This is a genomic window from Asticcacaulis sp., from assembly GCF_051954415.1.
GTDB lineage: Bacteria > Pseudomonadota > Alphaproteobacteria > Caulobacterales > Caulobacteraceae > Asticcacaulis.
In genome coordinates, this window is the sequence record NZ_JBQCHT010000033.1 from 18,491 (window position 1) to 42,851 (window position 24,361).

At 61.1% G+C, this 24,361-nt stretch carries 22 protein-coding genes; 5 read left to right on the forward strand and 17 right to left on the reverse strand.

Annotated features, from left to right (window positions below):
- Positions 1–2 precede the first annotated feature (2 nt).
- The 4 genes from ACTHND_RS11080 to ACTHND_RS11095 form a co-directional block, all read right to left on the reverse strand.
- Complete coding sequence (locus ACTHND_RS11080) at positions 3–2,390, reverse strand: membrane-bound PQQ-dependent dehydrogenase, glucose/quinate/shikimate family (protein ID WP_440178005.1); 2,388 nt, start codon at positions 2,388–2,390, stop codon at positions 3–5.
- A 389-nt stretch (positions 2,391–2,779) separates the two neighbouring features.
- Entirely contained in the window at positions 2,780–4,369 is a 1,590-nt protein-coding gene (locus ACTHND_RS11085) for an ATP-binding protein (protein ID WP_440178006.1), read from the reverse strand.
- Positions 4,370–4,374: 5 nt separating this feature from the next.
- Positions 4,375–5,895: an ATPase domain-containing protein gene (locus ACTHND_RS11090; protein WP_440178007.1), complete on the reverse strand. Its 1,521-nt coding sequence runs from the start codon at positions 5,893–5,895 to the stop codon at positions 4,375–4,377.
- A 125-nt stretch (positions 5,896–6,020) separates the two neighbouring features.
- Positions 6,021–6,449 (reverse strand): winged helix-turn-helix transcriptional regulator, encoded by a 429-nt coding sequence (locus ACTHND_RS11095; protein ID WP_440178008.1) that lies wholly within the window; start codon positions 6,447–6,449, stop codon positions 6,021–6,023.
- A 100-nt stretch (positions 6,450–6,549) separates the two neighbouring features.
- Here ACTHND_RS11095 and ACTHND_RS11100 point away from each other — a divergent pair, with 100 nt between their 5' ends.
- Positions 6,550–7,410, forward strand: coding sequence for an SDR family oxidoreductase (locus ACTHND_RS11100; protein WP_440178009.1), 861 nt, complete (start codon positions 6,550–6,552; stop codon positions 7,408–7,410).
- 114 nt (positions 7,411–7,524) lie between these two features.
- Entirely contained in the window at positions 7,525–8,037 is a 513-nt protein-coding gene (locus ACTHND_RS11105; protein ID WP_440178010.1) for a GNAT family N-acetyltransferase, read from the forward strand.
- Here ACTHND_RS11105 and ACTHND_RS11110 read toward each other — a convergent pair.
- From ACTHND_RS11110 to ACTHND_RS11140, 7 genes are all read right to left on the reverse strand, one after another.
- Positions 8,034–8,906, reverse strand: coding sequence for a LysR substrate-binding domain-containing protein (locus ACTHND_RS11110; protein WP_440178011.1), 873 nt, complete (start codon positions 8,904–8,906; stop codon positions 8,034–8,036). The two genes, ACTHND_RS11105 and ACTHND_RS11110, sit on opposite strands and share 4 nt — an antisense overlap.
- A gap of 8 nt (positions 8,907–8,914) precedes the next feature.
- A complete protein-coding gene (locus ACTHND_RS11115) occupies positions 8,915–9,916 on the reverse strand; it encodes a YeiH family protein (RefSeq protein WP_440178012.1) in 1,002 nt (333 codons plus the stop codon).
- An 86-nt stretch (positions 9,917–10,002) separates the two neighbouring features.
- A complete protein-coding gene (locus ACTHND_RS11120) occupies positions 10,003–10,455 on the reverse strand; it encodes an NUDIX domain-containing protein (protein WP_440178013.1) in 453 nt (150 codons plus the stop codon).
- Positions 10,442–11,464, reverse strand: a complete 1,023-nt coding sequence (locus tag ACTHND_RS11125) for a hypothetical protein (protein WP_440178014.1) — start codon at positions 11,462–11,464, stop codon at positions 10,442–10,444. Before ACTHND_RS11125 ends, ACTHND_RS11120 begins: the two co-directional genes overlap by 14 nt.
- Positions 11,465–11,500: 36 nt before the next feature.
- Positions 11,501–11,830: a 2Fe-2S iron-sulfur cluster-binding protein gene (locus ACTHND_RS11130; RefSeq protein WP_440178015.1), complete on the reverse strand. Its 330-nt coding sequence runs from the start codon at positions 11,828–11,830 to the stop codon at positions 11,501–11,503.
- Positions 11,831–11,934: 104 nt separating this feature from the next.
- Positions 11,935–12,288 carry an Hpt domain-containing protein gene (locus ACTHND_RS11135; RefSeq protein ID WP_440178016.1) on the reverse strand — a complete coding sequence of 118 codons (354 nt, stop codon included), beginning with the start codon at positions 12,286–12,288 and terminating at the stop codon, positions 11,935–11,937.
- Positions 12,289–12,359: 71 nt separating this feature from the next.
- Entirely contained in the window at positions 12,360–12,554 is a 195-nt protein-coding gene (locus ACTHND_RS11140) for a hypothetical protein (RefSeq protein ID WP_440178017.1), read from the reverse strand.
- Between the two features lie 206 nt (positions 12,555–12,760).
- On the opposite strand from ACTHND_RS11140, the gene ACTHND_RS11145 reads away from it, so the two are divergent.
- Complete coding sequence (locus ACTHND_RS11145; protein WP_440178018.1) at positions 12,761–13,720, forward strand: class 1 fructose-bisphosphatase; 960 nt, start codon at positions 12,761–12,763, stop codon at positions 13,718–13,720.
- Here the strand turns inward: ACTHND_RS11145 and ACTHND_RS11150 are convergent.
- The 3 genes from ACTHND_RS11150 to ACTHND_RS11160 form a co-directional block, all read right to left on the reverse strand.
- Positions 13,717–16,062, reverse strand: coding sequence for a beta-L-arabinofuranosidase domain-containing protein (locus tag ACTHND_RS11150; RefSeq protein WP_440178019.1), 2,346 nt, complete (start codon positions 16,060–16,062; stop codon positions 13,717–13,719). The genes ACTHND_RS11145 and ACTHND_RS11150 overlap by 4 nt on opposite strands.
- A 105-nt stretch (positions 16,063–16,167) precedes the next feature.
- Positions 16,168–16,548 carry an EamA family transporter gene (locus ACTHND_RS11155; RefSeq protein ID WP_440178020.1) on the reverse strand — a complete coding sequence of 127 codons (381 nt, stop codon included), beginning with the start codon at positions 16,546–16,548 and terminating at the stop codon, positions 16,168–16,170.
- Positions 16,545–18,008 carry a UbiA family prenyltransferase gene (locus tag ACTHND_RS11160; RefSeq protein WP_440178021.1) on the reverse strand — a complete coding sequence of 488 codons (1,464 nt, stop codon included), beginning with the start codon at positions 18,006–18,008 and terminating at the stop codon, positions 16,545–16,547. The genes ACTHND_RS11155 and ACTHND_RS11160 overlap by 4 nt, the downstream gene beginning before the upstream one ends.
- A 272-nt stretch (positions 18,009–18,280) precedes the next feature.
- On the opposite strand from ACTHND_RS11160, the gene ACTHND_RS11165 reads away from it, so the two are divergent.
- Positions 18,281–19,099, forward strand: coding sequence for an IclR family transcriptional regulator (locus tag ACTHND_RS11165; RefSeq protein ID WP_440178022.1), 819 nt, complete (start codon positions 18,281–18,283; stop codon positions 19,097–19,099).
- On the opposite strand, the gene ACTHND_RS11170 is transcribed toward ACTHND_RS11165, so the two are convergent.
- The 3 genes from ACTHND_RS11170 to ACTHND_RS11180 form a co-directional block, all read right to left on the reverse strand.
- Complete coding sequence (locus ACTHND_RS11170; RefSeq protein ID WP_440178023.1) at positions 19,096–21,234, reverse strand: malate synthase G; 2,139 nt, start codon at positions 21,232–21,234, stop codon at positions 19,096–19,098. The two genes, ACTHND_RS11165 and ACTHND_RS11170, sit on opposite strands and share 4 nt — an antisense overlap.
- 137 nt (positions 21,235–21,371) lie before the next feature.
- Positions 21,372–22,133, reverse strand: coding sequence for an SDR family NAD(P)-dependent oxidoreductase (locus tag ACTHND_RS11175; protein WP_440178024.1), 762 nt, complete (start codon positions 22,131–22,133; stop codon positions 21,372–21,374).
- A gap of 9 nt (positions 22,134–22,142) precedes the next feature.
- Positions 22,143–22,952: an IclR family transcriptional regulator gene (locus ACTHND_RS11180; protein WP_440178025.1), complete on the reverse strand. Its 810-nt coding sequence runs from the start codon at positions 22,950–22,952 to the stop codon at positions 22,143–22,145.
- Between the two features lie 122 nt (positions 22,953–23,074).
- Between ACTHND_RS11180 and rhmD the strand changes: the two genes are divergently transcribed.
- Entirely contained in the window at positions 23,075–24,274 is a 1,200-nt protein-coding gene (gene rhmD / locus ACTHND_RS11185) for an L-rhamnonate dehydratase (RefSeq protein ID WP_440178026.1), read from the forward strand.
- The last annotated feature ends 87 nt before the right edge of the window (positions 24,275–24,361 follow it).

Here is a 24,361-nt window from a genome sequence, read left to right on the forward strand (position 1 = left end):
CATTACTTCTTTTCCGGCAGGGCATAGGCGATCAGGTAATCGCCTTCCGGCGTCTTCATGAAGTGATGGCCGCCGGCCATGATCACTACATATTGCCGGCCATTCTGCTCGTAGACCATCGGATTGGCCTGGCCGCCCGCGGGCAGAGTGTCCTGCCACAGGGTCTTGCCGGTGCGGATATCGATGGCGCGGAACTGGTTGTCCGTGGTCGCCGCAATGAAGATCAGGCCACCCGCCGTCACGGCCGGCCCGCCATTATTGGGCGTGCCGATCCGGATTGGCAGGAGAGACGGCAGACCAAACGGCCCGTTGCGGCGGGCATCGCCAAAAGCGTGGTCCCACAGGGTCTTGCCAGTCTTCAAGTCGAAGGCGCGAATACCCCCGTAAGGCGGCTGCTTGCAGAGCATCCCCGTCACCGGCATCACCCAGCCGGCATTGACGTCGATGGCGAACGGCGCCCCCTCCTGCGGCCCCGCCCCTTCGGCACCGCCCTTGCCGGTATTCTTCGGGTCTCCAACTGCGTAAATGCCGCGGTCATCCGCCTGTTTGCGGGTCAGCAACTGGTCGTAATTGGCCGTCAGGTTGTAGTTGGCGATGACCACACCCCGACGCGGATCGACAGCCGCGCTGCCCCAGTCCGAGCCGCCATTGTAGCCAGGATACTGGATATAGGGCTTGTCCAGTTGCGGCGCCGTATACATGCCGGCATAGTGCGCCTTGCGGAACTGGATGCGGCAGATCATCTGGTCGATCGGCGACATGCCCCACATCTGACGCTCGGTAACATCGCCGTCACGCACGTTCTGATAGGTCGAATATGGCTGGACCGGGCTGCGTTCCTGCGGCTCGACACCGCCGACCTCGGCCTTCATCTGGCCCACCCCGGTGAGGGGCTTGCCGGTGCGGCGGTCAAGCACATAGAAATCGCCCTGCTTGGTCGGCAGCAGGATGGCCGGCACCATCTGGCCGTTCACCGGGAAATTGACCAGAGAGACCTGGCTGCCCTGGTCATAGTCCCAGACGTCGTTGATCGCCGTATGGAACACCCAGGCCGGCTTTCCGGTATCGACATTGAGCGCCACCAGGCCCGACGAATACATCTTTTCCGCCGGCCGGCGCTGCCCGCTGAGATAGTCCGCCGCCGAATTGCCCATCGGCAGGTAGACCTGGCCCAGTTGCTCGTCCGCCGTGGCGGTGGTCCACATGTTCGGCGTACCGCGCGTATAGGTGTCTCCCGGCGGCGGCGCGCCGGTGCGGTCCGGACGCATCATGTCCCAGGCAAAGCGTAGCTGGCCCGTCACGGCATCATAGCCGTGAATGACGCCCGATGGCGCCCATTTGTACTGGCCGTCCTGCACCTGGTGGCCGGTGACGACAATGCCATGCACGATCGCCGGCGCCGCCGTGATGGCGACCATGGACGGAATCACCTGCCCCATGCCGTCGGTGATCTTCACCTGTCCGCCCGTGCCAAAGCCCTGACAAGGCTGGCCGTTTTTGGCATCGACCGCGATAATGCGGCCATCGAGCGTGCCCTCGAAAATGCGTTCGGCGCATGACGTGCCCACAGCCGCCGCCGGCACCTTGTAATAAGCCACGCCCCGGCAGGCAGCGGTATAGGGGATATATTCGGTCGGCACCTTCGGATCGAAGGTCCAGCGCACCTTGCCGGTGGCGGCATCGAGCGCGTACATCTTGTTCATGCCGGTGCAGGCATAGAGGCTGTCACCGATTTTGATCGGCGTGGTCTCGGAGCCCCATTTGTCGGGCTGGCTGCCGGTGCGGTAGGTCCAGGCGACCTTGAGGTTTTTGACAGTGTCCGGATTAATCTGGTTGAGATCGGCATAGCGCTGGGCGCTTGAACCGCCACCATACGTCGGCCAGTCGGCGCCGGCGGCCGCGGCGGTATCGAAGGCCAGAGTGACGCCCGCCTCAGGTACGGGCGATTTTACGCTCGAACGGTTGGCGATCCCGACCGCCAGCCCCAGCAGGACGACAAAGGCGGCAATCCCCGCAAATCCCTGTAACCGTCGCTTCTTCCCCTCGCCAGGCAGAAGCGACGGCAGAAGCCCGACCACAAACAGCAGAAGCACCAGTGGCGCGACGATCCGCGGCACCAGCGCCCAGCCATTCAGCCCGGATTCCGTAAAGGCCCACAGAACGGTCAGAACAAAGGTGGCGATATAGACCCAGGCGCCAAGCACCCGGCCGGTGAAGATCAGACCGCCGGAAACAGCCAGGGCCAAACCGGCCAGCAGGTAGTACCAGCTACCGCCCAGCATCGCCAATTGGATGCCGCCGATGACCAGGACCACACCGATCAGCGCCAGCACCACGCCCAGCACCTTGGCGGGCCAGCCCGCTTCTACCTTCGTCCATACATCTGTCATCGCATCCTCCGCTGCCGGTTCCGGCAGTCCAGAGGGCGGTCGAAACGCGTTTCAAAATCAACGATCAGAAACTAGAATTTGAAAAATAAAAATTCAAAGTGTTACCGCTTTGCGTTTCAAAGCAATAGGCCGTAAACTCATAAATATCATGGCCATGGTGCGAGGCCATTTGTGCGGATACCTGGAGAAAAAGCGAAGGAAATGCCTACATTTTCTAGTTTTTTCGACGCCGTAGCCCGTGCAAATGGGCCGCATCGTTCCGACGGTGAAATGGCTTCATCCTGCGGCGTCGATGGGCCTGGCCGTAGGTTGACTACGGCCGGCACCCATCTCCTGGCATTATTTTGCCATTTCAGCCGCCATGGCCACGATATTTATGAGTTTACGGCCTAATGCGTAAACTGGCCGAGCCGGTTTTCGAGATCGGCGGGCGCAAAGGGCTTGGAGAGATATTCATTCATGCCGGCAGCCAGGCATTTTTCGCGGATGCCATCGAGCGCATGGGCCGTCATGCCGATGATCGGGGTTTCGGCATTGGGCTTGCCAGACAGGCGGATAAGGCGCGTGGCTTCAAACCCGTCCATTTCCGGCATCTGAATATCCATAAGTATGACGGCATAGCGCAGGCTATCGGCCATATTGACGGCGCTGGCGCCATTTTCGGCCAGATCGACCTCATAGCCGAACATTTCAAGGAAGGTCTTCGCCACCAGCACATTGGGCGGATAGTCCTCGACCAGCAGGACGCGGCCCTTCCCGGATCGACCAGGCGCGGCGGCCTCGGCCACATCCGGTGCTTCAGCAGGGGCGACTTCAGGCAGGTCCAGTGTGAAGGTAAAGCATGAGCCCGCGCCGGGCGTGCTGTAAACCGTCAGGCTGCCCGCCATGAGTTCCGCCAGGGTCTTGCTGATGGCGAGGCCAAGCCCGGTGCCACCGAACTTGCGGCTGATGGTGCTGTCGGCTTGAGTGAACTTGTCGAAAATCTTTTCCAGCTTTTCAGGTGCTATGCCGATGCCGGAATCGGAAACCGTGATCGACAGCCGGTCGCCGCCGTCATCCGGACGCACGGTTTCAATGGTAATCGCGCCACTATCGGTGAACTTGATGGCATTGGAGCACAGGTTGCTCAGAACCTGGTGGATGCGCGTCGGGTCGCCGGCAAACCATTTGCCGCGCACATTATCGATATTTACCGTCAGGCTCAGGTGCTTTTCCGACGCCCTGACGGAACTGACGCTGACCATATCCTCCAGCAGGCGATCGAGCCGGAAAGGCACGGTCTCGATTTCTATACCGCTGGCCTCGATCTTGGAGATATCCAGCAGGTCATTGATCAACATCAGCAGGCTTTCGCCGGAAGTCGACAGGGTCTCGATATATTTGCGCTGGTTGGCGGTCAGGGGCGAGCTGCGCGCCAGTATGGTGGAAAGCCCCAGTATGGCGTTCATCGGCGTGCGGATTTCGTGGCTCATATTGGCCAGAAAATCCGACTTGGCCACATTGGCGGCATTGGCCTTTTCCGTCGCCACCTTCATGATGTCCGCCTGCCGCGTCCGCTCCTGCAGGAAATCGCGGATACCATATTGCCTGTCCCGGTCACGCAGGGCCGAGCGGATGGTCGACATGAAATTGCTGAGCTGCACCGGCCGCTTGATCAGGGTCATGTGCCCTATGGCTTCCAGTTCCTTCAGGATGGCCGGCGAATCCTGTCCCGGCGGCGTCAGCAGGATGATGGGGATATCCGACCAGTCTTCCTGTTGCGCCAGGATGTCCTGGAGGTGCTTTCCCCGGTCGGCGAGCACATATTCCTGGGCCAGGATCAGGGCGGCGGCACCGGCCTGCATCTCGGCGCATAGCTGACTGATGTCGCGGCAGATCAGGGCCCCTACCCCTTCCCTGCCTATCAGGTCCGCCGTAATGGCGCCGTCCCGCGCGGTCGGGGGCAGAATCAGGACGCGGCTTTCGGCCTCTTCAGTCATGCCCCCTATTCCTCTGCCGTGCCATTTTGCATCGTCAGGGGTTCGGCCGCTTTCATCGAAAACGGCGTGCCCGTCAGCAAGCCATGGAACCTGCGCAGGGGCTCGCCGATACGGATACCGGCCTCGGTGAAGGAAAATTCACGGATGGAGCGCTCGTGCCGACCGTTGCGTTTCTTGACGACAGAGATCAATTGCCTGACCTCGCCTTTGGTCTCGAAATAACGGAACAGGATGACCGTATCGGCCAGGTAGCTGGTATCGATCATGGTCTGCATCGAGTTGCCAAGCAGGCCATGCTGCGCCACCACCAGGAAGGTGATGATGCCGAGATGACCGAGATAGGTCAGAAGCTCATGAAGCTGGGCGGTCAGGAAACGTTCTTCCGGCATGGCGTTGAGATAGCCATTGAGGCTGTCGATCACCACGATCTTGACCGGCTTGCCGCTTTCGCCTTCCGCCGCCTTGCGCACCTTGTCCGCGAATTCACCGGGCGACATTTCCGCCGGATCGATGGCGCGCACCTCGATCAGCCCCTGGTCGACATAGGTGCGCAGCGGAATGCCGATGCCCTCGGCACGCTGGAAGAGGGTTTCCAGGCGCTCATCAAAGGAAAACAGGATGCTGGCCAGCCCCCGGCGCGCCGCTTCGGCGGCATACTGGACCCCCAGGCTGGACTTGCCGATCCCCGCCGGCCCCAGCAAGAGCACGCTGGTGCCCGATGTCAGGCCGCCACCCAGGAGGGCGTCCATTTCAGGTATGCCACTGCGCATGACGGTCACATCATTGCGCTTGAGATGTTCGCTGGCGATGATGCGCGGATAGACGACAAGGCCGCCGCGCTGAATGCTGAAATCGTGATACCCGCCGCGATACCGCTGGCCGCGCAGCTTGGTGATGCTCAGGCGCCGCCTTTCTGCCCCGTAATCAGGCGATAGCTGCTCAAGGCTGATGACGCCGTGGGCGATGCTTTCCAGTTGCAGGTCGTCTTCGCCGCGCGCCGTCTTGTCATCGAGGAACAGCACCGTGCAGTCGCGGCCGACGAAAAACTGCTTGAGCGCCAGAACCTGGCGGCGAAACCGCAAGGCGCTCTGGGCCAGCAGCTTGACCTCAGACAGGGAGTCAATCACCACCCGCTTCGGCTTGATGCGTTCAACCTCATCCTGGATACGCCGCGTGGTGACGCTCAGTTCCACTTCCGACGGCTGGAACATGGTGTACTGGTTGTCCGGATCGAGATCCTGTTCCTCGGCGATCAGTTCGAAAATCTCGACATCATCGAGCACCATGCCGTGCGATTTGGCCACCGCCATCAGTTCCATGCGGGTTTCCGACAGGGTGACATAAAGCACCTTTTCGCCCTGCCGGACGCCTTCCAGAAGGAACTGCAAGGACAGGGTTGTCTTGCCCGATCCGGGCGTTCCATGCAGCAGATAAACCCGGTTGGCCGTCAGGCCACCGCCGAGAATATCGTCAAATGCCGCTATGCCGGTTTTGATCACCGGGTTTGCCGTCTCCGCCTCTTTCACGTAGCCTCTCGCTGAAATTGCCTTGAAATCAGTCAATTACAGCGCGAATAATTTTTCAATTAGGTTGGAGCCCATCGGATTCCAAGCCCGCGTAAAGCGTATGTTTTTGCGCCAGGCGGACAGGATCAGGCCGGCTCCGCCTGCGCCTCGGCAAAATCAGCCCGCGCCGCGCGTATCTGCGCATGGTGATCAGACGCCCATTTCATCAGGCCCATCAGGGGCGGCATCATCGATTCGCCCAGCGCGGTCAGGCGGTATTCGACCGAAGGCGGCTGGGTTGGGAAGACATGCCGGCTGACCAGGCCGTCACGCTGCAGATCACGCAGGGTCTGGGTCAGCATCCGCTGAGAAATATCCGGCACGGCGCGCTTCAGTTCGCCGAAGCGATGCGGCCGGGTGCCGAGCGCCACCATCAGCAGGCTCGACCACTTGTCGCCGATATGATCCATCACATCGCGTATCGGACACTTGCTGCTGTCCACCTGCCCCTCGACCTGCACCATGACATCCTGCATGGCCTGGCGCAGGGCGGGCGTGATCACTGGTTCCTTCAAGGTAACTATCTCCCGAAAACCTGCCGTCTTTACAGGCGGCAATAAGCTACTATTTTACAAACGGTCTCATTTAGTAACCACATATCATAAAGGAACCACCATGTCCAATCTCCTCATTACCGGCGCCAATGGCAAGCTCGGTCGTCATGTCACCCAGCTTCTGCTGGAAGCCGGCAAGGACCATATCATCGCCGCTTCGCGCGACACCTCGAAGATCGCCGACCTGGCCGCCAAAGGCGCGGAAACCCGCACCGCCGATTTCGACGATCCCGCCTCGCTTGCCGCCGCCTTCAAAGGCGTCGATCGCGTCCTGATCATTTCGACCGATTCCCTCGGCACCGGCCAGCGCCTCAGGCAGCACCTGAATGCCGTGGAAGCCGCCGCCGAGGCCGGGGCCGAAATCGTCTATACCTCCATGCCGAAACCGGAAGGCTCCGCCGTCACCTTCGCCCCCGATCATGCCGGCACCGAACAGGCGATCATTACCAGCGGCCGCCCCTACACGATCCTGCGCGACGCCTGGTATCAGGAAAACCTGCTGATGACCCTGCCGGGCGCCCTTGCCTCAGGCACGCTCTACACCTCCGCCGGTGAAGGCAAGATATCACACGTCTCTCACGCCGATGTCGCCCGTTCGGCGGCGGCAGCCCTCAGCAAGCCTTCGACCAACGAGATTCTGACACTGACCGGCCCTGAACTTCTGACCACGAAACAGATTGCCGCCCTGGCTTCGGAAGTCATCGGCAAGCCGCTGGCCGTGGTCGACCTGACCGACGAACAACTGGCCGGCGGTATGAAGGCGGCGGGCGTTCCTGAACCCCTCATTCCCATGCTGGTCTCGTTCGACACTACCACGCGTGAAGGCGGTTTCGACATCCTGACCGACGATGTCGAAACTCTGACGGGCCGCAAGCCGGAGCCCCTGCGTGCCTTCCTGGAGGCCAGCAAGGCGGCATTCTAAACTATATCTCCCCACCTTTGGTGGGGAGGGGGACCGTCCGGCATAGCCTTTAGGCGAAGACGGATGGTGGTGGGGTTTCTTGCTTAGGCCGCGCACACAGGCTATCACACCGCCATGCGCATCCTTCCCGTCGAACCCCACCACATCCCGGCCCTGTCGCAACTGGCGAAGGACACCTTTACCGAGACCTTCGCCCACCTCTACCCACCGGAAGACCTGAACGCCTTTCTGGAAAAATCCTATGCGCCGGAAAAACTGGCTTCGGAAATCGCCGATCCGACGCAGTTCTGGCGCATTGTCTATGACGGCGATGACGCGGTGGCCTATCTGCAATGCGGGCCGGTCGGCCTGCCGCACGCCGACGCCAATCCAGCGAGTGCCGGCGAATTGAAGCGGCTCTATGTCCATTCCAGCCAGCAGGGCAAGGGCCTGGGCCGGATGCTGATGGCCATTGCCCTGAGCTGGCTCGGCGAGACCTATGGCGATGCACCGCAGTGGATCGGCGTCTGGAGCGAGAACCACAAGGCGCAGGCGCTCTACCGGTCTTACGGCTTCGAACGGGTGGGTGAATACCAGTTCCCGGTCGGCCAGACGCTTGACGACGAATTCATCCTGAGACGTTTCTAATCCTTGCAGATGTCCATGAACGCCTGTTCGGCGCGGGTGCCGCTGCGTTCCTTCAGTCGAAGCAAATAGAAGGAACGCGGCGCCAGCCCGATATCCATGCCCTTCAGCAGGCCGGCGCGGATCGCCCGTTGCGCCACCAGTTCGGATTGGAGCGATACGCCCAGTCCGGCCTCGACCACGCCACGCACCGCTTCGTTCGACGGCAGTTCCATGACGATATTACCAGAGTCGAGCCTTAATCCCATCGCAGCCAGATGATCTTCCAGAATATGCCGCGTGCCCGATCCCGGTTCGCGGATGATAAAGCGAAAACCGGCCCAGTCCGCCGGAGTCAAGGGCTGCGGCAGGTTGAGGCCAATAGGCGCGATCAGCACCAGCCGATCCCCGTCAAGCGGCGTGACCGCCAGCCGCGGATCAGCCACCCGCCCTTCCACCACCGCGATATCGGCTTCACCGCTCAAAACCTTCGCCGCTGCCCGGTCGGTATTGCCGATGGCCAGCCCAAGGGTCAGACCGGGATAGGCGGCATGAAACCGCGCCAGGCGCTCCGGCAGCCAGAAATTGGCAACCGTCTGGCTGGCGGCCAGATTAAGCGTCCCGCGCAGGCCGCCGGTCGCGTCATGCAGGGTCTGCTCGGCCGCCCGCGCCCGCGCCAGGACCGCCCGCGCCTCCGGCAGGAACAGCCGTCCGGCTTCGGTCAGCGCGATGCCGCGGCCGATGCGGTCGAACAGCTTCGTGCCGTACCGCCCCTCCAGCGCCGCAATCGCTGAACTGACCGCCGATTGCGTCAGGTTGAGCGCCTCAGACGCGCGGGTCAGGTGCTCGCGTTCGGCAACGGCGATAAAGATGCGTAACTGTTCTAAAGTCATGCTTTTATTTAGGCGAAAGCTAAAGTGAGTCCCAGCGTAAAAAGCGAGATCAACACCGCGCCGAATGCACCCAGGGCCAGCGGCGCCCAGCCCTTGGCTTTCAGGCCATTGATGTGCGTCTTCAGGCCCATCGCCCCCAGCGCCATGGCCAGCAGGAAGCCCGACACCTGCCCGGTCAGGGCCGTCAGTTCGTGCGGCAGGGCGATCAGGCTGTTGACCACTACCAGGGCCAGGAAGCCGATGACGAACAGAGGCACACCGGCGCCCGCGTTTCCGCCTTCCGCCTTGCGCCGCCCCAAACGCAGGCTCATGACCAGCGGCGCCAGCATCAGCACACGCGTCAGCTTGGCAATGGCGCCCGACTGCGTGGCCGCCGGCCCGACCTGCGCCGTGGCGCCGACCACCTGCGCCACCTCATGGATCGACGCCCCAGCCCACAGGCCATAGCGGCGGGCATCCAGTGCCAGCAGATGGTCAGCCAGCGGATAAAGCAGCATGGCGGCCGTGCCGAACAGGGTCACCATGGCCACCGCATAGGCGACATCCTCGTCCTCGGCACCGGTCACCGCATTGACGCCCGCCACTGCCGACGCACCGCAGATACTGGTGCCGGCAGCGATCAATTCGGCCAGTTTCGGCGCCACGCCGAGCGCCCGGCCCACCGCGCGGATCGTCACGAAACTGACCGCCAGTCCGGCGGCGACAATAACAAACCCTGTCCAGCCAATCGCTGCGATCTGGCCGAAACTGACCTGAAGACCCAGCAAGGCGACTGCCCAGCGCAGCAGGCTGCGCGAGGAAAAGGCGATGCCTGCCTCCGCACGGCCTGGCAGCTTCACCGCATGGGCCAGGAACAGGCCGATGACCGCCGCCAGGATGGCGGGAGACACCGCGTCCATGTGCGGCAACTGGTGGAGTCCGAACGCAACCGCCCCAATCAGGGCGGCGATCATAACGCCTGGAAAGACTTCCGGCAGGCGGGCGGGTAATTTGACGGCAAGATCGGTCATGAGAAGGGCTTTCAGTCTGTCTGACAACCCGTATTAGACCCGCGCCTTTATTCGATCCAATGAATTAAATTTATAAAATCGTTCAATCAAATTGATTGATTGCGAAGCCACAAGGCCAGCGGCCAGGCATAGCCCTCATGCTTCAGGTGCGTCATCACAACCATCGGATCGAGCCAGACCAGTTCATGATCCGCCTCGATTTTCAAGGCAGCGTCCTCGCCAACCAGCCGCATCTCGAAGAAATGGCTGTGGTTGTTATAGGGCGTGCCATTCTCATGAATGATGTAGTGCCTCAGATCGGTGATCGGCCGGACGACCTCGACCACCAGCCCGACCTCTTCGCCGAACTCGCGCACCACCGCCTGTTCGGGCGTTTCATCCGGATCAGTGGCGCCGCCGGGAAAATCATAGCTGTAAGGGCCATAGCCGATGCGCGCGCAGGCGATCTTACCATTGATCGTCAGGATGCCGTAACCGCCAGTGCGCGGCAGGTAATCCAGACCTTCCCGATGCGTTCCGTATTGATTAATCGTTGCCATAAAGCACTTCCCACGGATCGGCGATCCGGCCGCCGACAAAATCATCATAGCTACCGGCCTTGTAACCGACTTGCATGGTCTTGGACTCACGCCAGGCATCCAGCAGCGCATCCCGCAGGTCGCCGGCGCCGCGTCCCAGGCGTTCCACCATAAACGCCTTGCCGCGCGGGTCGCCGGGCGTGAAACCGCCATCCTTTTCCATCTGGTACATCGGAATGACCTTGGCGAAGCTCGGCTTGAAGCGGCCGGTGACGCACGTCATGATCGGTGCCGTACAGGGCACATAGTCGCCCATGGCGGCCGCGATATCGTCTTGCCTGACCGTGTCGTGGACATAGACACCTTCGAGGGGCGAATGTACCTTTTCCGTGGTGAACCCATTCGGATTGGGGAAGTCGCCCCAGCCGTTATAATGGATGCTCAGGTGCATCGGGTTGGTCGAATCGCCGACATAGTGCGCCAGGATGCCGATATCCCGCAGGGTCAGGTCTTCGCGGCGGGCGAGATCGGCCTTGTACCAGGCTTTTTTCGTCCGGTCGGTTTCGCGCGCCTCGACATAGGTCAGGACACGCCAGAAGGCCATATCCTTGACGACCTGCTGCCAGGCATCGACCGTTGCATAAGGCAGAGTACCAGCCTTGTAGGGCTCGACACCTTTGGCGCGCAAGGCGGCTTCATAATCCGAACGGTTGGCCGGCAGGTTATCCAGCGAGACGCCGGCCAGGGTGTTGCCGTCATCATCTAGGTCGATGAAGTGAGCGACATCTCGGTCATTATCATGAACCTTGCCGGCGCCGCGCCAACGGTCGGGCTCGCGGGCATATTCGCCGACATCAGCAATCGCCTGCGGGCTGCGCAGGAAGGCCGGCATATAGGTCGGCAGGGATTTCAGCGCCATCTCGCCGATCATGCGATGCCCCGAAGAGCCCCAGGCCCAGGCCGCCCCTGTAATACCGGCCGCCAGGGCCGAACCGATCAGCAAAGACGCCAGCAGGGTTCTTAAACGCATGGATTATCCCTTTTTGTTACCCCGGCTCGCTGCAGCTTAATCCGCTTCGGGCGCCAGGGTGACCTCAAGTCCGTTTAGATCATCGCGCATCAAAATCTGGCAGGAGAGACGCGAACTGCGCTTCACATTGAAGGCTTCGTCGAGCTTCTCGTCTTCCTCGTCGGATTTCGGCACCAGCCTGTCCTGCCACGCATCGGCGACATAAACATGACAGGTGGCGCATTCCAGGCAGCCGCCGCACTCAGCCTTGATCGGCAGGCCGTTGTCACGGATGATTTCCATGATGCGCCAGCCTTCGAGCGCCGGCAGGGTATGGACCACGCCTTCGCGGTCGGTACAGATGATATGCAGCTCTTCGTCGCTCATGCCGGCTCTCTGGTTTCACTGAAAGATAGGGTCTGGGCTGTGCGTTTAAAGGGCCCCTCCCCAAATGCCAAGCCATAAAAACCGGCCGCTTGCGTCAGTTCTGCTTAACCGCGCAGGGATCTCAGTTGCAGTTCGTGCAGGTAGGCCGCCACATCGTGCTGGGCGGCATTCATGGCCGAGCGCACCTTGTCCAGCCGCAGATCGGCGCCTGCATCGTCCCCGCGTTCCGCCGCTTCGGCCGCCGCGGCCAGAAGGCCGGCGCCAACACCGGCCGCCGCCCCCTTGATGGTATGAGCCGCATCACGCCAGCCATCATGTGCCGTGGTCAAAAGCGGTGACCACAGTTCGCACTGCTGCTGGAAGATACGCAGAACCTCCTCCATCACCACGGCGTCATTCAGCGTATAGGCTTCTAGGTGGCCGAAATCGACCGCGCCGGTCAGGTCACGCAGGGCCATCAGTCTCTCCTGAAAAGAATCAGAGACAGAACTGTGGCCTGTCCGGCTGTTTCCGGCAAGCCGGGATGACGTCAGTGCATTAGGGTCGGGATATATTTCGCGGAAAGTACTGGCAGCAGATAGATGAATTCCAGCAGCAGAACGGCATACATGGTGCCCAGAACCGGGCGGCCGCCGCGGAAATTATGAACAATGCCGGCCACCAGCGGACCACTGACGGGGCCGAGGAGAAAATAGGGCGCGAGACGCTTGATCCTGGCCAGCATGGGACAGCTCCTGATTACCGGCCGATGTAATCAGGTTTACGGCCGGCCCGCCACCCATTGTTAACAACAGGTTAATTATTTTTGTGGAATACGCCCAAAACGAGAAATGATTAACCCTAACAACACTCACCCGGTGTAAACGGGGTGGCGTGTTTTGCGGATTTCGCTATGGTGCTCGGCAACCATAACAAGCCACACTGGATACCATGCTGACACCTCTCCCCCGGTTCCTTGCCGAACAATCCGCCCCTGACTCCCTGCACCAACTGATCCTGGCGGTCGCCGATGCCTGCCGCGACATCGGTCACGCCGTCAATACCAGCGCCATCGACGGCCTGACCGGCGCGCTCGAACAGGAAAACGTCCAGGGCGAGGTGCAGAAAAAGCTCGATGTCATCGCCAATGACATGATGCTGGAGGCCCGGCGCTGGGGCGGACATGTGTCCGCGCTTGTCTCGGAAGAGATGGAAGAGATTTACCCGCTGGCACGTGGTGAATACCTGCTGGTCTTCGATCCGATCGACGGCTCCAGCAATGTCGATGTCAATGGCGTGGTCGGCACCATCTTCTCCATCCTGAAAGCGCCGTCCGGCCCGGTAACCGAAGTCGATGTCCTGCAGCCCGGCCGCCGGCAACTGGCAGCGGGCTACGCCATCTACGGCCCACAGACCACCCTGGTGCTGACTCTGGGCGCCGGTGTTTCGGCCTTTTCGCTTGATCAGAAAACCGGCGACTGGCTGATGACCGTACCGCAGATGATCATCCCCGCCAGCACGCGCGAATTCGCCATCAACATGTCGAACCACCGCCACTGGATGCCGCCGGTCCGCCGCTATATCGACGAATGCCTGGCCGGCAAGACCGGCCCGCGCGCGGCCGATTTCAACATGCGCTGGCTGGCCTCGATGGTGGGCGATGTTCACCGCGTCCTGACGCGCGGCGGCATCTTCATGTACCCGGTCGATGCCCGCAAGGGGATCGGCAAGCTGCGCCTGATGTACGAGGCCAACCCCATCGCCCTTTTGATCGAACAGGCCGGCGGCGCGGCGACCGATGGCCTCAATCCGATCCTCGATATCCAGCCGGAGGCCCTGCACCAGAGGGTCGGCGTCGTGCTCGGCTCCCGCGAAGAAGTCGGGCGCGTCGCCGAGTATCACAAAGCCTAGACTGACTCCGTCTTCCGCGCGATCACCCGGCATTCATAGGCCGTCGTCCACTGATCGGTGGCGGCCTCGAAACGGACGGTAATACGGTCCTTGCCGGCCAGGTCCGGCAGCGGATAGGTTTTGAGCGTCCGCGCCACCGTGGCCTCGCCCGGCAGTGTTTCATGTGTCAGAAGCTGGCCATCGACCAGGATATTGAAGTCCTTGTTGTGGTCGCTGCCGTTATAGCTGACCTGCAAATCGAGCGGCCCCGGCCTGACCGCCAGTTCGAACTGGAAATAACCCTTATTGATCAGCCTGCCACGCTCAGCGATATGCGTAATCGCGGCCGTATTGGGCGTGCCTTCAAAAGCATGGTCGGTTTCCGGTTGCTGTTCACCCAGACGTATGGAGTCGACTGTACGGCGGAGAATATCAGCCTTTTCAGCCGCGGCGGCGCGATAACCGGCCTCCGCCTTCGGCCATTCAGCCGGCGTGAAGCGGCGGAAATATACAGCGGTGCGGTTATGATGCTGGCCATAGAAGGGCCTGAGCACCAGCTTTTCCGGTTGGCCGTGCGTGCCCAGGCTGAAGGTCTCCCCTGCCCGTACCAGCACGCCCTCATTGCTGTCGGCCACCACGGCCGGATCGAAGCCTTCCCACGGTTTGTCGCTTGGCCCCAGATCAGCGGCCAGGACCAGCGGGCCATTGAGGAAAGCCACCAGCCGGTCATCATCGGGCATGGTCTCAGAGTGGACCGCCATAGGCAAGGTAAGCCCAACGACATCGCCCGCCTTGAGCGATGTCAGCAGCAGATATCCATCCTTAGGGCTGGCGGCCATCGCCTTGCCATTCACCGTTAGTTTCGGGGCGGCGCACCATGATGGCACACGCAGCGCCAATTCAAACGGCGCCTTCGCCTGCGTTACGCGCAGGGTCACGGTGTCGCTCAACGGGAAGGCGGTCTCCATATCGAGCTTGACGCCCTTTTCCGCCCAGTCGAGCATTGAGGCATAGTAGAGATTGACCAGCACGCGGTTTCCCTTGCGCCACCAGATGCTTTCGCCATGTTTGGAATGGCTTTCCATCCCCGACCCGACGCAGCACCAGAAATCGTTTTCCGGCGAGGAATGGACGCGGCCGAAGCCCGAGGCCAGCGGCGTGAAATAGGTGAACATGCCCGTCTGCGGATCCTGCTGCGACATGATATGATTGAGGTGGGCGCGCTCATAAAAGTCGAAATAGCGCGCATCGCCCGACCAGCCATAAAGATGGCGCGTCAGTTTCAGCATGTTGTAGGTATTGCAGGCTTCGCAGGTCTGCTGGCCCAGGCGTTTCGAAAGCTTGCGCGGTTCGCCGAAATGCTCATATTCCGAATTGCCGCCGATGACGTAGGAATGGTCCTTCGTCACCGTCTCCCAGAAGAAAAGCGCCGCTTTTGCACAGTCCTGCCTGTGCTGTTCGTCGGGGGCCACCTCGTAAATACGCGACAGGCCGATGACCTTCGGAATCTGCGTATTGGCGTGCTTGCCGGCCAGTTCGTCACGCCCCTCGGCCAGCGGATCGAGGACGGCGCGGTGGCGGATGCGCTCGGCCAGGGTCAGCCAGCGTCTGTTGCCCGTGCGGGCATAAAGCTCGGCATAGCATTCATTGATACCGCCGTGTTCGGCGCGCAGGATTTCCTGCACCTGCGCATCGCTGAGCCCCTCGATAATGCGGCCGAAATAATCCGCCAGACCCAGCGCAACCGCAAGCGACGCCGGATCGTCGCAATAGTGGTGGGCATCGAGCGTGCCGGCCAGCACCTTGTGGTAGGTGTAGATCGGCACCCATCCGCCATTGAGATCGAAACCCTGCGTGCGGATATCGCCGCGGCGGATTTCCTCGAAGATGACCTTGCCGTCGACAGTTTTTCCATTCCTGTCGACATTGGTGCCGCCGGCATAACCGTCGCCATTTCGCCCCTGAACGAGCGCCAGTTCGCGGGTGATGTAGCGCGCGCGCTCACGAAATTCCGGCTTGCCGGTCTGGGCGTACATCAGGCTGAGCGCCGACTGGTAATGCCCCAGGCTGTGCCCGGCGATGCCGCGCGCTTCCCAGCCGCCATAAAGCGCGCCCTTCGGCTCAAGACCGGCATAGAGACGGAAATTATGCAGGAAGCGATCGGGCTCGAGCGACAGCAGATAGCGCTGGTTGGCTTCGATCGAGGTCAGGAAGAGAGAGGGTTTCAGGCGCACGGCCGATAACGGAAACGGCGTGACGGCCGTCACCTCCGCTTCTGCCTGCGCCAATGCCTTGCCGGCGAGGCCCGTGGTTGCCAGTCCGGCGGCAGACGCCAATGCGGCGCGGCGTGAAAATCTCAACATCATCCAACTCCCTGCGACCGCGCTTTCCGCGCGTGTCCGTGGCCCTATCGATCATGATACGGGCCGGAGAGTCAATACTCATACAATTGATACTTGCCGATAAGCCTACGCCATGGCCGAACGCGCAATGAAGGCGACACCGCTGCAGATCAGGACGATGCCGACTATCTGGAGTATATGGACAGGCTCTTTCAGGATCACCACGCCCAGCAGGGTGGCCACTATATAGCCCAGCGACGCCATGGGATAGGCGATCCCGACCGGCAGCCGCGACAGAACGACCAGCCAGGACAGGACACTCAGGCCGAACAGCACCAGGCCCAGCAGCAGGGGTGGCGAAAAGGCCAGGGCCAAAAGGCGCGACGGCATAGGTTGCGCCACCAGGCTTGTATTGAAGGTCATCATGGCGACGCGCAGCAGGAGTTGCGCAACGGCATTAAAGGTGACGCTGATCAGGACAACGCCGTAGATCATCAACTGGTTCATAGGGCGGACAGTCCCACCACGCCGATCAGGCCCAAGGTGATCAGGCTCACCCGGTCCTTCAATGCAAAGACCACCGGATCATCGTGCATATCGCGGCGATGGCTCATGATGACGGCGCGGGAAATCCAATAGAGCAGCAGTGGGCAGGCCAGGAACATGCGGCGCGGATGGGTATAAAGCGTGGTGATTTCCGGATTGCCGATATAGAGCGAGAACACGATGACCGCCGAATAGCCGGCCGCCGCGGCCAAGGCGATCAGGGCCGGCAGGTCGGTGATGCGATACCCCCGGTTGGTGGGATCGGCCAGGCCGGCATCCAGCCGCATGGCCATTTCCGAATGCCGTTTGATCAGGGCCAGGGACAGGAAGATGAAGACGGCAAAAGCCAGCAGCCATTCCGAAATCGGTACGGAAACGGCATAGGCACCCGCCAGCAGGCGTGTGGCGTAAAGTCCGGCCAGGGTGACGACATCGATCATCAGCTTGCGTTTCAGCAGAAGCGAATAGGCATTCGTCATGATGTAATAGAGCGCCAGCGCCGCCAGGAACATGGGTGATATGAACAGGCCGATCAGAAACGCCGCCAGCAGCAACCCGGCGCCGATCAGGGCGCCCGTCATGACAGAAACCGTGCCGGCCGCGAAGGGCCGCGTCCGTTTGGTCGGATGCTGGCGGTCCGCTGTTATATCCAGCAGGTCATTGAGAATGTAGACGCTTGAGGCGCACAAGGAAAACGACACGAAGGCCAAGAAGGCCAGCAGAATAGCCGGCAGGCTGAAGGTATGCGACATGATCAGGGGCACGAACACCAGGGTGTTCTTGGCCCACTGGTGCGGCCGCAGCATCTTCACATAGGGCTTCCAGGGCTTTGCCGGTTTGTCCGTCGAATCCAGGAAAACGGCGTCCGGCTTGGCCTTCAGCAGCGCACGGCGCACGGAACCGCCGGCATTGACGGCGATGGCGGCATTGGCGCGCCCCCAGATGTGCAGGTCGTCATGGGCATTGCCGATATAGTCGAATGACTCACAGGCATAGTCCGCCTTCAGGCGGGTAATCTTGGTCGTTTTTGAATTGTTCGTCTTTTCGTCCGACCCCATGAAACCATCGAACACACCCAGGTGGTCATGCACCTGGCCGACATATTTCTCGTTGGAGGCCGAGGACAAATAGATTTTGCGCGTCCCGGCCGAGGCTTCGATGTGGTTCAGGACATCCGCATTGTAAGGCAGGGTCGCCGCATCGATTTCGATATGCTGCGCGATCTTGTGCTTGAGCACCGACTTGCCGGCCAGTGCCCAGAAGATCAGCTTGTATGACTGAAACGGGTGCCGGGCGACAAAGGCGAGCGCCGATTCCAGCAACAGGTCAGTCTTGATCAGTGTGCCGTCGAGGTCAACGACGAGCGGCGGAACATCGTGATGCGCGCGCGGCTCTGTTTCATTTTGTGACTGCAAGTTCATACCTTTGGGCTCTGTCATCGGGCAAAGTGATTAATGGGGTACAGAAATACGGCCTGTATATTACAAATTTGCATTACGCGCGCTTGTCCGTGAACACAAAACCAGCAAAAGCCATGCCAGGAAATGGATTTCTTTTTGCATTGCGAAAATAAATCCGGGCGCTGCCTTCAGGTGACACGCAGAAACGCATCCCTCTCGCCTGTACAAGTCAATTTCAATGATTTATGGAAAATATTTTCCATTTCTGTAAACTGCCTGAAGAGGCGCTGGCAATGACATCCCTTCCAGTCAGGCGACCGCGCGGCCGCCCGCGTGAGGACAAGGCCGACACAAAACCCAATCAATCCCTGGAAAAGGCGCTCGGCCTGTTGAAATCGCTGTCCGATCATGACGGCCTGACCCTGACGGAATTGTCTGAAAAATCCGCCCTGCCGCCGTCCACCACGCACCGCCTGCTCAGCACCCTGGCCGGCCATGACCTCGTGACGGTCGATGAGCCCAGCCAGAAATGGTCGATCGGCATAGAGGCCCTGCGCATCGGCATGGCCTTCCAGCGCCGCAACCAGATCCTGCTGGCCGGCCGCCCGGCCATGACCGACCTGATGGAAGCCACGGGCGAAACGGTCAATATGGCCATGCTCGACGGCGTCGAAGTCGTCTTCGTGTCGCAGGTCGAATGTCATGAACCGATCCGCGCCTTTTTCGGCATCGGCCAGCGCCGCGCCAGTCATGCGTCGGGTATCGGCAAGGCCCTGCTGGCGGAAATGCCAGCCGAGCGGATCGAGGCCTTCCTGCGCGGCAAACCGCTTGCCCGCTTTGAGCCGGCGACGATTACCGATCCTGAAGCCCTGCGCGCCGAACTGGAAACGATCCGCCGGCGCGGCTGGTCGATCGATGACGAAGAGGCCAATGCCGGAATGCGGTGCGTTGCGGCGCCGATTTTCAACGCCTTCGGCGAGGCCCGCGCCGGGATATCGCTTTCCGGCCCCTCGACGCGGCTGACGCCGGACCGCCTGCCGGAGCTGGGGCAAAAGGTGCGCGCCGCCGCCGACCGGATTACCGCTCTGATCGGCGGCCATCTGCTGACCTAAGCCGGCGCCATTGCGACTTGTTTGGCTTCCCGGCGGCGCTTGTGCAGGATAAATTCAGTATAGCCGTTGGGCTGTGCCGCGCCCTGGAAAACCAGATCGCACGCCGCCTGGAAGGCGATGCCATCAAAGCCCAGTGCCATCGGCACATAGGCCGTATCGCCGGCATTTTGCCGGTCGACCACCTGGGCCATGTGCTTCAGCCGCGCCATGACCATCGCCTCCTCAACCAGGCCGTGACGCAGCCAGTTGGCGACATGCTGGCTGGAAATGCGCAGGGTGGCGCGGTCCTCCATCAGCCCGACATCGTGGATATCCGGCACCTTGGAGCAGCCGACGCCCTGGTCGATCCAGCGCACGACATAGCCCAGCAAACCTTGCAGATTATTATCCAGTTCCTCGGCGATCTCTTCCGGCGAATAGGTCCGATCGGCCAGCGGCGGCACAAGAATGTCATCGACCGAGGCGCGCGGACGCCGGGCGATTTCCGCCTGAACGGCCGCGACATCCACCATATGATAATGCAGGGCGTGCAGGGTCGCGGCCGTAGGCGACGGCACCCAGGCGGTAGTGGCGCCGGCCTTCGGATGAGCGATCTTCTGCGCCAGCATATCCTTCATCATGTCCGGCGCCGCCCACATGCCTTTGCCGATCTGGGCATGTCCGGGCAAGCCGCAGGCGAGGCCGATCTCAACATTGGCATCCTCATAGGCCCTGATCCACCGGGCGTTTTTGATGTCGCCCTTGCGCATGATCGGCCCGGCCTGCATCGAGGTATGTATCTCGTCCCCCGTGCGATCGAGGAATCCGGTATTGATGAAGAAAACCCGTTCGCGGGCGGCTTCGATACAGGCCATCAGGTTGACGCTGGTGCGGCGCTCCTCGTCCATGATGCCGATTTTAAGCGTATTCGTCGGCAGACCCAGGGCCTCTTCGGCAAAGGCGAAGGTATCGACCACAAAGGCGACCTCCTCCGGTCCGTGCATCTTGGGCTTGACGATGTAGGCCGATCCGGTGCGGCTGTTATTGCCTCGATCGTGGCGCGTGATCAGGGCCGTGACCATCAGGTCGACCAGACCTTCCGGCACCCCCCTGCCCTCCGCATCGCGCACCATATCGCTGTACATATGCAGGCCGACATTGCGCGACAGCATCAGACTGCGGCCATGCAGGGTAAGCACGCCGCCATCCGGTGTCGTGTAGACGCGATCGAGATTAAGGGCGCGCGTCAGGGTCTGTCCGCCTTTCTCGAAGGTTTCGCACAGTCCGCCCGTCATCAGGCCCAGCCAGTTGCGGTACAGCCCGACCTTATCCGTCGCATCGACGGCGGCGACGCTGTCCTCCATGTCCATGATGGCCGAGAGCGCCGCCTCCATGACGATATCAGCGACACCGGCCGGGTCGTTGCGGCCCACCAGACTGTTCCGATCGATCAGAATATCCATGTGCAGGCCATTGTGGCACAGCAGGATCGATTGCGGCGCGTCGCCTCCGCCCGTATAGCCGGCAAACTGCGAAGGCGTCTGCAAGCCAACCGCACCCGTCGGCGTCTGTGCAACCAGCGCGCCGCCAGCGACCGCATAGGCCGTCACATCGTTGTGGCTGGCACCCGACAACGGCACGAACTGATCGAGCCAGGCGCGCGCCTGCTTTTGCACCAGAGCGCCGCGTCCGGAGTCGTAAGCCCGCGTGGCAACGGGCGGCGCGATGGCATCGGTGCCATAGAGCGCGTCATAAAGACTGCCCCAGCGCGCATTGGCGGCATTCAGGGCATAGCGCGCGTTTGAAACGGGCACGACCAGTTGCGGGCCGGCCAGCCAGGCGATCTCGTCATCGATATTTTTCGTCGAAACCTGAAAAGCTGCCGGTTCGGACCGCAGATAACCGATCTCCTGCAGGAAAGCCTTGTAAGCGCCGGCCTCAAAGGGATAGCTGCGGTGCCAGTCATCGATCCGGGCCTGGAGGTCATCCCGGTGCGCCAGCAGGGCAGCATTGCGGTCGCTGAAGCCTTTCAGCAGGCCAGCCAGTCCCCGCCAGAAGGCATCAGCGCTAATACCCGTGCCCGGCAGGGCCTCATCCGTAATGAAGCGATGCAGTTCGGCATCGATGGTATAGCGGTCAAAGGCGATATGGGCCATGCGGCACCCTCCTGAATGAACTTCATGAGTATGCGCCATGTGGCTCAAAGGTCAATTTTTCTGAAAATTATTTCCGTTTTTAGAAATAAATACAAATTATCTGTATTTACTGAGAAATTTATTTTCCAGAAATACCCCTATTGCAGATGCACGAAAGCGCCGCCATCGACCAGCACATGGGCGCCGGTCATGTAGCCTGCCAGGTCCGAGGCCAGGAACACGACGACCTTGCCGATATCAGCCGGCACGCCCAGGCGTCCAAGCGGGATGCGGCCTTCCATATATTCGCGCTTGGCGGGATCAGCGAGGTCTTCCTTGTTGATGTCCGTGGCGATAGTACCCGGCAAGATGGAGTTGGCGCGAATGCCGTACTTGCCCAGCGCGATGGCGACCGACTGCATCAGCGAATGCTGGCCGGCTTTCGTCGGCGTGTAGTGGGACTGCATCTCACCGCCCACCAGGGCCGAGATCGAGCTGATGGCGATCAGCGAGCCGCCGGTCCCCTGCCTGACCATCTGGTTCGCCGCCGCCTGGCACATATAGTAGGTGCCCATCAGGTTGACATCGACGACGCGTTTGACCAGATCGACCGGCATGTCGAGGAAGCTGTGGAACGGACAGATGCCGGCATTGGCGACCATGTGATCGACCCCGCCCAGCCCCTTCACCGCCGCCTCGATAAAGGCGGTGGCGCTTTCCGGATCGGCCACATCGCCGATGGATACCACCGCCTTGCAGCCCAGGGCTTCGATTTCTTTTACCAGGCTGTCAACGGAGTCCGACGGGGCTGACGCATTGATGGCGATATCAGCGCCATGCTTCGCGCACTCGATGGCCGCGCCGCGGCCAATGCCGCGTGAGCCGCCCGTGATCAGAATCCGTTGTCCCTGTAAAAGCATCTTAAAGCCTTATGATTTGAGGTTGTTTTCACTCCAGCCGAATTCGTGCGAAATGGCGTGGACGGTGGCGAGCACCTGTTCAGTCAGTGCCGTCATGCGGGCGTCATCCATATATTGCGCGGCCGAGGAGACGCTGATCGAGCCGATGATCCGGTTGCCGGCATCGCGGATTGGTGCGGCCACACAGCGGATACGGTCTTCGTTTTCTTCGAGATCGTAGGCATAGCCCTTCGCGGCGTAATCGCGCATCCGGTCCATCCATGTGCCGAAATCAACCCGATAGGCCGGCCATTCCCGCCCCTCGCGCATATAGACGGACGTCAGTTCATCCTCAGTGGCGTCCAGCAGCAGCGCCTTGCCGATACCGGTGGAGCGCAGGGGCTGGCGTTCGCCGATGCGCGAACTGATTTCGATGCGGCGGCTGCCCTGCACCTTGTCGAGATAGAGGGCGCGTTCCCCATCCAGTATACCGAGGTGAACCGTATCGCCGGTATCAAGCGACAGGGCCAGCAGGTGATCATGGGCGATGCGCGGCAGATTCATCTGACGCGAGGCCAGATGACCGAGTTCCAGCAGTTTCGGCCCCAGCGAATAACCGACACGCGGCGTAAAATTGAGGAATCTTTGCTCCACCAGCGTGGTGGCCAGACGGTGCGTGGTCGAACGCGTCAGGCCGAGCGCTTCGGAAAGCTGGGGCAGGCTGCGCGCATTAGCGGCCACCGCCATCATGACATCGAGGCCGCGCACCAGGGTCTGGGCGCCGGCCAGTGATTTGCCACCGCTTTCGCCCTCTCCGTCCCTGCTGCTCAAATTATCCATTGACGCCGTTTGTTTCATTATTTAATGCTCATATCTAAATTGTGGGATGAATTCAAGCCATTCACCCCAAATTTGGTGCAGGGATAGTGGGATGTGGTCAATCGTCCCAAATGGTGAGACTAATGCGAAATTTTCCGAAGATCAAGCAAGTGCGTGCGAGCGTCATCAAAGGCGGCGAAGGCGGCGGCGGCGCCGATTACCACGACCAGGGCGAAGGCCACTGGATCGACAACCATATCGCTACCTCTATGGGCCGCTATCCGGAATATCGTCAAAGCCGCAAGTCGTTCGGCATCAATGTGCTGGGCACCCTGGTGGTCGAGATCGAGGCCGATGACGGCACGGTTGGTTTCGCGGTCACCACCGGCGGCGAACCGGCGGCCTATATGGTGGAGAAACACTTCGCCCGCTTCCTGGAAGGCCGCTCCCCCTTCGATTATGAACGCATCTGGGACCAGATGTATTTCGCCTCGCAATATTATGGCCGCAAGGGCCTGGTGGTGAACGCCATTTCCGGCGTCGACCTGGCCCTGTGGGATCTGATGGGCCGCCTGCGTGGCGAACCGGTCTATCATATGCTGGGTGGCGCGGTGCGCGATGAGCTTCAGTTTTATGCCACCGGTGCCCGTCCTGATCTAGCGAAGGAAATGGGTTTTATCGGCGGCAAGATGCCCCTCCTGCATGGGCCGATCGAAGGCGACGCCGGCCTGAAGAAGAATGTCGAGATGCTGGCCGATATGCGAAAGCTATGCGGTGACGACTTCTGGCTGATGTGGGACTGCTGGATGGCGCTCGACGTCAACTATGCCACCCGCCTGGCCCACGCCTGCGCCCCGCACGGCCTGAAGTGGATCGAGGAAGCCATCAGCCCGGATGATTACTGGGGCTATCAGCAGCTCAAGAAAAACGTCCCCGCCGGGATGCTGGTCACGACCGGCGAGCACGAAGCCACCCGCTGGGGCTTCCGGATGCTGATGGAAATGGACTGCTGCGACCTGATCCAGCCTGATGTCGGCTGGTGCGGCGGGGTGACTGAACTGCTGAAGATCTCGGCCATGGCGGATGCGCGCGGCATCATGGTCGTGCCCCACGGCTCATCGGTCTATTCCTATCACTTCGTCATCACGCGCCACAATTCGCCGTTTGCCGAATTCCTGATGATGGCGCCCAAGGCTGATCACGTCGCGCCGATGTTTCACCCGCAATTGCTGGGCGAGCCGGTGCCGGTCAATGGCCGCCTCAATGTTTCCGCGCTCGATAAGCCGGGCTTCGGTGTCGAGCTGAACCCGGAGATCAAGCTGAATCGCCCCTATACGCATTAGAAACTCAAATCCACGAACCACACGAACAGACTATCCATACCTTCCCCTCTCCCCATGACAATGGGGAGAGGACGACGAGCAAGGCGA